This is a genomic window from Pseudomonas sp. 5Ae-yellow (genome assembly GCF_014077575.1).
GTDB classification, from domain to species: Bacteria; Pseudomonadota; Gammaproteobacteria; order Pseudomonadales; family Pseudomonadaceae; genus Halopseudomonas; species Halopseudomonas neustonica.
In genome coordinates this window covers 1-9,590 of the sequence record NZ_JACGWE010000067.1, presented here as the reverse complement: position 1 = coordinate 9,590, position 9,590 = coordinate 1, and the positions used below count along the sequence as shown (strand labels likewise).

10 protein-coding genes are annotated in these 9,590 nt (G+C 51.8%); 4 read left to right on the top strand and 6 right to left on the bottom strand.

The genetic code is table 11. The features are described from left to right. The first annotated feature begins 148 nt into the window (after nucleotides 1–148). Nucleotides 149–754, top strand: a complete 606-nt coding sequence (locus tag H4J77_RS18605) for a hypothetical protein (RefSeq protein ID WP_182249931.1) — start codon at nucleotides 149–151, stop codon at nucleotides 752–754. A gap of 250 nt (nucleotides 755–1,004) precedes the next feature. Here H4J77_RS18605 and H4J77_RS20440 read toward each other — a convergent pair whose 3' ends face one another. From H4J77_RS20440 to H4J77_RS18575, 6 genes are all read right to left on the bottom strand, one after another. After that, on the bottom strand, nucleotides 1,005–1,133 hold the full coding sequence (locus H4J77_RS20440; protein WP_404940797.1) for an integrase core domain-containing protein: 129 nt from the start codon (nucleotides 1,131–1,133) through the stop codon (nucleotides 1,005–1,007). Between the two features lie 366 nt (nucleotides 1,134–1,499). Then, nucleotides 1,500–1,961, bottom strand: coding sequence for a hypothetical protein (locus tag H4J77_RS18595; protein ID WP_182249927.1), 462 nt, complete (start codon nucleotides 1,959–1,961; stop codon nucleotides 1,500–1,502). Nucleotides 1,962–2,078: 117 nt separating this feature from the next. Beyond that, on the bottom strand, nucleotides 2,079–2,714 hold the full coding sequence (locus H4J77_RS18590) for a hypothetical protein (RefSeq protein WP_182249925.1): 636 nt from the start codon (nucleotides 2,712–2,714) through the stop codon (nucleotides 2,079–2,081). Nucleotides 2,715–2,725: 11 nt separating this feature from the next. After that, a complete protein-coding gene (locus H4J77_RS18585) occupies nucleotides 2,726–3,211 on the bottom strand; it encodes a hypothetical protein (protein ID WP_182249923.1) in 486 nt (161 codons plus the stop codon). A gap of 160 nt (nucleotides 3,212–3,371) precedes the next feature. Further along, entirely contained in the window at nucleotides 3,372–4,301 is a 930-nt protein-coding gene (locus H4J77_RS18580; RefSeq protein ID WP_182249921.1) for a metallophosphoesterase, read from the bottom strand. A 159-nt stretch (nucleotides 4,302–4,460) separates the two neighbouring features. Beyond that, nucleotides 4,461–5,489 carry a YafY family protein gene (locus tag H4J77_RS18575; protein WP_182249919.1) on the bottom strand — a complete coding sequence of 343 codons (1,029 nt, stop codon included), beginning with the start codon at nucleotides 5,487–5,489 and terminating at the stop codon, nucleotides 4,461–4,463. 234 nt (nucleotides 5,490–5,723) lie between these two features. Here H4J77_RS18575 and H4J77_RS18570 point away from each other — a divergent pair, with 234 nt between their 5' ends. The 3 genes from H4J77_RS18570 to H4J77_RS18560 all read left to right on the top strand — a co-directional run bounded on the left by H4J77_RS18570 (nucleotide 5,724) and on the right by H4J77_RS18560 (nucleotide 9,469). Further along, the gene (locus tag H4J77_RS18570) at nucleotides 5,724–6,833 is read left to right on the top strand and encodes an ADP-ribosylglycohydrolase family protein (protein ID WP_182249917.1); all 1,110 of its coding nucleotides are present in this window, start codon (nucleotides 5,724–5,726) and stop codon (nucleotides 6,831–6,833) included. A gap of 81 nt (nucleotides 6,834–6,914) precedes the next feature. Beyond that, nucleotides 6,915–8,120, top strand: a complete 1,206-nt coding sequence (locus tag H4J77_RS18565; RefSeq protein ID WP_182249915.1) for a hypothetical protein — start codon at nucleotides 6,915–6,917, stop codon at nucleotides 8,118–8,120. Continuing rightward, nucleotides 8,120–9,469: a phospholipase D-like domain-containing protein gene (locus tag H4J77_RS18560; RefSeq protein WP_182249913.1), complete on the top strand. Its 1,350-nt coding sequence runs from the start codon at nucleotides 8,120–8,122 to the stop codon at nucleotides 9,467–9,469. Before H4J77_RS18565 ends, H4J77_RS18560 begins: the two co-directional genes overlap by 1 nt. Nucleotides 9,470–9,590: the final 121 nt, after the last annotated feature.

Genomic DNA, 9,590 nt, shown 5'->3' with positions numbered 1-9,590 from the left:
GCAACATTACAACTATGTTAGACCGCACAGCTCACTAAACTACTTGTCGCCAGTTGAGTACGCTCGAAGGGCGGCGTAACGTAAGGAATCTCATCGAACCAGTGGTGCTAATTCAGGGGAAAGGTCACCAGGCGGCAAATGGGCTGAATTGAAGACTAGTTATAGGTTGCCAAATGAGGCGGTAGAGTACGTAAAGAAATTTGCAGAACAATATCTGCCAAAGGACACTGTTGACATACCTAATGCTGAGCAAGGCCAGCTTAATCTATTCCCTTGCTCACTGAAATGGGTGCATACCACTTCAAACATTGCCTCTGTTATTTGCAGGGATGAGCTTTTTCTTTTAGCTAAAAACTCAGAGCCAGATTTGGTTTCAATACCTGACATCACGTTCTTATCTGATACAAACAAACAAGGGTTTGATGTAGTGAGGGAGGTGGGGCTAAAGGGCGTTAAGTCCTGCCACACTTATTCTGATGATAGACAAGAATCTCGACGAAAAAAAATGGGCTTTTATATGGGAGATTCTCGTATTAAAGCAACAACATTGCATAGCTTTAAAGGTTGGGAGTCGAGGGCAATGGTAATATTTATTGGCCAGTCTGTAGATAAAAAGGCATTGGCTCTCATATATACGGGCTTGACTCGCCTAAAAAGGCATCCTCAAGGAAGCTACTTAACTGTTGTTTCATGCGCGCCTGAGCTAATTGAATATGGAAAAACCTGGCCTACCTATATTGAAAAAAAGGTATAACAAATCAAAGAATACGACCTCAGCAAAGCTGAACCCGTATTTAGGACGTTTACCATGGCGTTTTTCAAGGTAGTTGTCGCACCGACTGAATCGCCCCTAGTTACGTATACGGGCTCACCTGGCTACCTTGTACGACAAAGTCGCCCGGCAGCGAATGACCTTTTCCCTGAATTAGCACCATTGGCTCGATGAGATTTTTCTTAAGTTACGCGGCCCGCCGCCCGCATTCAACCGGTGGCAAGTAGTTCAGTTAGCTGTGCGGTCGATTATGGTTGCAATATCCCCACCATAAGTCGATTACCGCCCGGGCGTCGCCCATCGTCCTAAACCATGGTCGGTTCAGACACGCATTACGAAGTTTGCCATTCAAGCTCTCCACGAAAGCCGGTGTGATTCAGGCTGAAAACAAAAAAGCAGAAGAATAAAGCCAGAGGTGCAAATTTTAGTCGGATAACCGTAAGGAGCCACTGTAAACCACAACGGGTGAGTTAGAGGTTTGTTACAGGGATAACGGCAGATGGTCCTGATTTTTGGAAAGGGATGGAAGTTGCCACAGTGGCGAGTCTAGCCTCTGGTCTAAAAGACCAAGAGGTTTGTTGCACGCCTATGCTCAGATGTTGATTTGACGGCGATTTGGAGACATTCCCCAGCTAAAAAAAGGAGCCCTTTCTTTCGGTCCTCGTTTGGCAGGCAATTGCCAGAATCTGTCATCGATTGCCTATCAAAGCGGGGGCGATTCAGTTGGCTAGGAAACCTTGTTGTCGCGATATTCGAGATCTTTCGCGTTGAGAGCATTTGTAACATTCTTGCTAGCTCTTGCTTGGTGTCTTTTCTCTATAGCTCTGTAACGCCAGCGCCGATCAAATCTGGAAACAATGACCCCACCTAAGGCTCGGATCGGAACGGCAATATACATCGCACACATTAAACGATCATCAGGGTCATCACAAAGTAATCTAGCTGTTATAAATATAAGTAAAAAACAGACAGCTATTAGCCAGAATGTTTTTTTAAATCCATATCTGTACCATCCAATAAATATGAAGCCATAAAAGAATGCAGAAAACAGAACCCCCCAGAGAAAGCCCCAGGTACCTTCGCCCTTTTTTACGTATTCGGAACTTCTTCCCACCATTAGCCACGCGAAAAAATAAAGAACAATAGCTGTAATAGTTAAAGCAAATAAAAACGACCTGGTTCCGTCCATAAAGCTACCCGCTCAAACTGAGATAGTGAGACCAGCAGGTAGCTGGCCAGAAGAGTCCTTCCCCGTGTACGCTTTCGGTAGCAAACAATTACCCTGGTTTCGAGAAAATTTTCTGCCCTACAAATCGATAGCTCGAAGACGTTGCGCGGCGAGTTCGGGATCCAAATGTCCTTTCTCAACCAAGGATGCTATTCGCTGTGCAGCCCCTTGGGTGATCACACCGGCCTCAAGTCGCTCAGCGATCAAGCGCCCAATATCGAGATCACTGTCTATGGCGCACCGTTGTTCAAGAGTCTCCAGCCGAGTGTTCAGCCGATCACTCATTTCAGCTCGCAGACGATCCTGCTTGCCGCCTGATCGCACTAGCCTCACCGCGCCGTAACCTAGAGCGCCGGCCACAACAGCTGACCCCAGCACCCAGCCGACTGGTGTTGCCGTTACAAATACGCCACCAAGCACTCCAGCTAAAGTAGTGGAACCGAGCAACGTGCTTGCACCTGCTGCGCCGGCAACACTTCCTGCCAAAGCAGCGCCTGCGGCAGCGCTGCCCGCCAGTGCTGCACTTTCACCGGCCACTCCCACACGGTCTCGTCCTCTTATCTTATCCAAGGCATAGCGCAGCTTATCGGCTCCCGCTCGCTGCTCATCTGATAGAAGTGACGGCTGAATCCCAGCTCTATTTCTCCGCTGAGTACGCTCACCCGTAGCCTGGCGTAGCTTCTTTACCCTCGACAGATAAGTGTCCATATCCATTGCCCACGCCCTCAATTCGCCAAGTAATAATCTCGAACAGCCTGAAAGATTGACTGAAGGAACTCAAAGAACGCTTTCGCCAACTGGATCATCGCCACCAGCGGGTCGCTAGAAGGGGTCCCTGCATCAAAAGTCGCCCCAATAGCTGCACCTGCGATCATCGAAGCGCTGGCTGCGATTGGCGCTAACAATGGCCCAATAAAAGGAACTGCTGCAGTCAATACGCCAACGGCAGCCCCAAGCAACAAACCGACGGCAATACCCGGATGGGCTCTCAGAAACGCAAAAATCTGCGTCACCAGAATTTTTCCGATGGCAATCATCTCACCTGCTATGGCCTTGGTGACAGTCCAAAGCGACTCCAGGCGAGTCATGATCTCTGCCGGAATGCCAAGCGCCAGACCCTCTACCAAAATATCGTCGAACTGCTCTCGGGCGTGTTCAGCGTTCAGCAAGGTCAGTTCAAACATCCCCTGCTCCCTTGTTAAAACCTGCATACATATCTCCCTTTTTGGCGATGATCTCTTGGCAATCAGTAGTGGTCAACTGGTTCCGTACAGTGAATAAAGTTTTTGTCTGCCCAGTTACTCGGTCAATAATAAAGGTGTTAGGGAAACTTGGAGCTGTCCACCATAACTTGCGTAAGACATAGGCAATTCAGACTGCCTCAACCCACTCGAAATTCTCTATACGTATGTCCTGCTCCAAATCACTTCGATACGCGCAAAGCTTCCCCCCATGATCACCCGCTACGCTGTAATCCAGACATGCAATGTGATCATTCAGCGGCGCAGGCTCGCCCCTCAGCCAGTAATGACCAACAAACAAGGGTTTCGCACCGTCGTAACCCGGAAGGATGTGTGTTTCAACAGGATCATGTGGGATTTTTTCAATTTCTGAAGCCGGCACCATGGCAAGGTCACGATACGTCAGATTCTCGGTTTGCCACCATTTAGCTCGCACGTCAGTACGCTTATTTTTCTCTTTGTCGAGAAAGTATTGCCCTTCTGGCAACGCTATTTCGAGGCCTTTAAGCAAGGTTTCTATCGCTTCGTAGGCTTCGCTATCTTTACGGCTACAGGCTTCCCACGCGCAGGGTAAAAGCCGGTTCTGGTCGTCTGTTAATCTGGAGATGGTTGTCAGATGCTCTGTGTGCCAGCAGGCATGTATGACACGCAGTTCTGGCAGATCCAGAAACAGGGGCAAGGTTTTAAACCATTCAATCGTGCTTTTGTGCAGATCACCTCCTTCGCCGATTTGATCCAGAAAGGCCTGGTGTTGATCCCGGTTCTTGGCTGTATGGGCGCGGAGGTAGCCGGTTCGGTTTTTCGGGGCTGGAGTGGCCCAGCAAACAGCATTGAATTCATGGTTACCCATAACGGCTAGAGCATTGCCGGACTCGACCATGCTACGCGCAATCTGGACGGTTTCTACCTGCTCTGGTCCACGGTCCACAAAGTCGCCCAGAAAGATCACTTTCCGTTCCGAGTGCTGCCATTCGCCATCCATTTTCTGGTATCCCATTTTGGCTAGCAGGGCTTTGAGTTCAGAGGCGTGGCCGTGGATATCGCCAATCAAATCGTACATAGATATTCCTTCCTGAGACCACCGGACCGATAGGGAATCCGCCTATGCAGAAAAAGTTCAGCCCTTGACCCTGGGCAAAGTAGTTGCCGCCTAAGCTAATGTCATGACCCTGCAGTCTTCTGTGCAGAAACTTCTTCATGATAGATATGTCGTGCGACATTAAACGTCGCATGATGGTGACTCATAGTCATCTGAGCGTGAAATTACCTCTCGCGCCTGCTGCAAGATGTGCTCACGCCATGATGCTGGCTCTAGTACGTCGATACCGGAACCAAAGCCCATGATCCACCATTGTGTCTGCTGGTCATTAGGTACTGTGGCGGTGAGTTGTACCCAGCCATCTGCGTCAGGCTCGGATAGCGATTGGTCATGGCTAAGAGGTGTTTCTGCCAGCAGCCAGGCTACCGATGTGATCACCCGGGCTATGAACTTGACCGGCTCTTGCGACAACGGAAACCCGAAAGCGCCTTGGTCAATGTAGTGCTGGACATTGAAGTCTGGCTGGGCGCGATAGAGGCTGGCGCTGGCAGAGACAGAGCGGAAGCGATGCAGGGCAAATTGGCGCACGTCGTCGTGGCTGTTCACGCTGGCGAGCAGATAGGAGCTGCTGTCCCGTGTTACCAATCCTAATGGATGTAAGGTGTAAGTCTTGAGCTCACCCTTGAGTCGGCTCAAGTACTCCACATTCACAGCGTGATGATTAAGCAGGGCGTCTGTCAGTCCTTCCCATACAGCAGGTTGGATCTCGGCAGGTATCAGTGATTTGCCGTTGGGAATGGCTCGTACTCTTTGGCTCCATTGTGAAAAACCGTTCTCATGCATGCCTTCGAGATGTTTGCGTGCGCTCTCAAATTTATATCCGATCTTATCTATGGCAACTTTGGGCAATAGGCTGCGAACCGTTTCCTCTGCCAGAACCAGAGTTAGCGCCGTTACGGTGTCCATTGCAGGCAAATCGCTGGTGTAGTTAGCTACGTAATTCCAGCGATAGGGTTTGCATTCCTTATGGCACTCCAGCGGGAAGTGCTCAGCCAGTTTCTCCAGGTCGCGCTGAATGGAGCGCAGGGTCATCGTGTAGCCCTGTTCTTCCAAACGCATCTGGACGGTGCTCGTGCTCAGCTTGTGCGGCGCCCGTGGCAGCATCTGCAATATTGCCAGGTGCCGAAATAGCGTATCTCGCTGTCCCATGTGTCATCCCTGTGTGAGTCCTGGTGCGACAAGAATAGTCGCATGCGGGTGGCATGATGTCACCTTGATACAGCAAGGAGGGTAGGGATGATCCAGGCAACGAATGTGAAGCTGTTTGAGCGACTGGTTCACCAAGAGAGTGGCATGACCTTGCGCATTGTTGGTACTGATAGGGAGGGTCCACGGTCTTTCTTTTGGGGCCAGGATGCAGCGGGACGGTCTCATAGGATTCCGATGAAAGACGGAACGTTAGCAGACTGGGTAATCGATGTTGACACCCGCCTGTCGCCCCGTGACCCGGCACGCGTGCTTGGGTGTTTGTTGGCTGGTGCGGCAGGTGACGCACTTGGCGCGGCGGTTGAGTTTATGGACTGGCCCGCGATCCAGCGTCAGTTTGGGCCGCATGGGATACGAGCTATGTCGGCAGCGTATGGACGTCGAGGGGCTATCACTGACGACACTCAGATGATGCTATTTACGGCAGAGGGTCTTTTGCGGGCTGTAGTTCGCAGCGAAGCCAGGGGGATTTGTAACTCCGCCTCGGTTGTGCACCATGCGTTATTGCGCTGGCTGGTAACACAAGAGTATGACGCAGCAATCGAAGTGGGCCGAGATGGGTGGTTGATCGGTGTGTCGCAGCTATGGTCACGGCGTGCCCCAGGCAACACCTGCTTAAGTGCACTCAGCCAGAGTGCGGGCTACGGTCAGTTGGCCAACAATGACAGCAAAGGATGTGGCGGGGTAATGCGTGTCGCGGCCTGTGCCTTTTTTTCCAGTGCGTTTGAGGTTGCGTCCGAAACAGCTCACTACAGTCACGGTCATCCCACAGGTTATCTGGCCGCCGGCCTTTTTGCCGACATTCTTCAGCGTATCTGGTTGCATCAGCTACCGCTTGATGAAGCTTGTGCGGGTGCCTTGGAAGAACACGGAGGCAAGCGTGGCATGGAAGACACGCGGCGGCTGGTCGAATATGTCATGCGCTTGCATCGTCAGGGCGTGCGGCCTACTCCCGACGGCATCGCAGAGCTAGGTGGCGGCTGGGTGGCAGATGAAGCCCTTGCTATTGGATTATGGTGCGCACTCTGTGCCGAGAGCCTGGAAGACGGGGTCGTGATGGCCGTTAACCACAGCGGCGACAGCGACAGTACGGGCTTGATTGCGGGCAACCTGTTGGGCCTTATTCACGGACCTCAGGCCGTCCCTAGGCACTGGCTAGAAGATCTTGAACTGCGCGATGTGATCACACAGCTCGCTGCAGATATCAGCTTCGTGCCGGCTGTGTACGATGTCGATGATAGTACAGGCGTGAGCACCGATATCTGGGTAAGGTATCCGGGCTGGTAGCATGACAGGCCAGGCGTGTGCTGTCGGATAGCCGATGGAAACGGACAATAAAACTTAATGATCAGGGCTGATTGAATATTTATGCTGACAGTGCTTTCGCTTATGGACGACCGCTCACGCCCCAAGGGGTCCCGAGATCCACTGGGCATTGAAGCAGTCTGGAGTTTTATGGGGCGCAAGGTGGTGGGTAATCTGACCACGGTTACCAGCAACCTGGATAACTTTATGGTAGCCCTTTTGTGTTGCCATCATGCCAATACCAGGTCAGATCAATTGGATAATGTGCAAACAGCCTTTCTGCGCGCGGAACAGTTAGCCGCCTATCTACGTCTTTCTGGTGGCGAGGAGGGATTCCTAGGTATTACTCGGGCCAAGGCCAACTTTAAAAGCAGTCAACTTCCTTTGGGCCAGGGTGAGGCGGCACAGATCCTCAGTAATCAATTGAGTTACGGGCTATGGGGTCTGTATTCCACTGCGATGAAAGTGGCCGGCCTGATCGATGGCCCTGATCGACGGCTCACGGACCAGGGTAATAAGCTGGTGTGCGAGATGATCGCCTTTTTGGGCGAAGCGAATTGGCAAGAATTTCAAGAAATATCAGAAGTTGATCTGGCCAGCATGGAGAGCGTCAAAGCGCTCGCACCTGCGTTCAATGGCTTGTTGCGTGATTCGCAATTGCGCGCCTCTGTTGTTAAAGCGCTGCTTCAATGGGAGGCAGCGCAGCCGTTGCAGCTGGAGCTTTACAGGTTCGCATCTCAGTATTTGAACGTGTCTGGCGCGAGTCTCAGCGTATCCGTGTTTTGTCACTGGTTGCTTGAACAGCAAGACACAAGTGATGCTTTACGGGCAACGATTCAGCAGATTCAGTCGCTCGAGCCTTTGCTTGTACTTGCAGGCAGTCTGATGGAATGGCTTCAAGGCCAGAAAGACTGCAAGCGCGCCGAACTGCTCGATGTTCTGCAGCCGCGTCTGGAGAATCTGGCCCTTGCAGATGATTGGCAGGCGCTAGGCGGGCTACCTCATCGGGCCTTTCTTAAGCGTCTTTTCGATGCTGCGATTAACCACGACGCCGAAGCCTTGATTAATGGTGTGCTGGAACAAAACAAGCTGGTAATGCAGCAGCGAGGGGGGGCTGCCTGGCTTGAGTGGCAGGGAGATGTGCTGCGAGTGCGTGTTGCCAATGACCGCGCCCTTATCCCGGATAATCTGCACGAACATTGTCATGGTCGGTGGTGGAACAGCTATTTCATCGGCTCGTTTTTGCAGATTGCCAGGCAGGCTGTGTAATGCAGAATCTGACCATTAGCGAAGCCTTGAGCAGCGTGATTGGCGACCGCGAGGTTATTTGCGCGTTCTTCACCACATACAGCTTTGAACCTGACTTCTTTGAGCTTGAGATTCTACCCCTTTTACTGGGTAATCCTGCGCTATCGAGCAATGAGTCCATACGCTATTACCAGCTACAGAGTCTGATGTCTCAGCATACCGGTCGCCTGGCTGTAGTGTATGACCTGAGTGTTTTTGATCCGCAACTGGCACCTCGCCTGGAAGTTGACTATCTGCCAATGCGAGTTGGCGGTGGCTGCCAGCACGCAAAGCTGACGGTCCTGCTTGTTCGTGACCGTAAGACCCAGCAGTTGAGTATCGTTCTGGGGGCCGGTTCGTTCAACCTGACCAAGGCTGGCTGGTGGGAGAACCTTGAAGTAGGGCATTGGGTTGAGCTTGACGACAGCTTCACACCAGCCAATATCCTCAATCCATTGCTGGAAGCTTTACGTTTTTATCAGGTTCAAACCCCTTCGCCTGTACTGGATGGCATTATCGATGTCGCTCTGCGATTCGAGGCAACTGTGGATGACCTGAATTGCAGTTTTTACTTCTCAGGCAGTGGGAAAGGGCGTGCTCATTTCGACGCATTTATCAACGAACACGCCGGAGCCGATGCGCCGCTTGAAGTCATCAGCCCTTTTTTTGCGGTCGAGGGTGACAATCAGATTATCGTCGATTTTCTGGCACGCTACCCATCTACCACTGTGCTTTTACCCGTTGATGAGCAGGGGCAGGCCCTGGTGGATCGAACATCAATATACGAAGTGTTGCCACGTGAGACCATAGCCTGGGGGCAATGGTCTGAGTCCATACGCAAAAGTCATCTCGACCCCAAGAGCCCCTATAGGCGATTGCATGCGAAAATTTACCAGGCTCTTGGGAAAGAACCATGGTGCTTCATCGGCTCAGTTAATCTGAGTTTCAAGGCCTTTCGGCAAAATGTGGAAGCGGGTTTTCTGCTCAAAGATGACGCCGCTAGAGTGGGCTTGCTCAGCCCTCTAAAGTCGCCGCCGGATAGATTCAAGGTGGAGGCTGAAGCCAGCAGCGCGACTAACGCTACCGAGCAGGAAATGCCGCCTGTTTACGTGATGTTCGATTGGCAGACTGAGCTGCTGCATATCTCCTGTACACAGCCTGGTGAGCTGATATTGCGCGATAGTGCAGCTGATACCCTCGTTAGTGTGGTGCTCAACGGCAAGGATGGTCAGTCATGCCAAGCACCTCAAATCAAGGCTCATCTGCAAGGCTCTTCATTGATGCATGCCCGCTGGCAGTCAGAGATAAAGACGGCTGAAGGGACTGTATGAATCGCCCCCAGTATTCTAGACACTCGCCAGACTCTGGTAATGACGCTTTTCGTACTCGACCGGTGACAGGTCACCACTCGTGCCGTGCCGGCGCCTTGGGTTATAAAACATCTCAATGTAA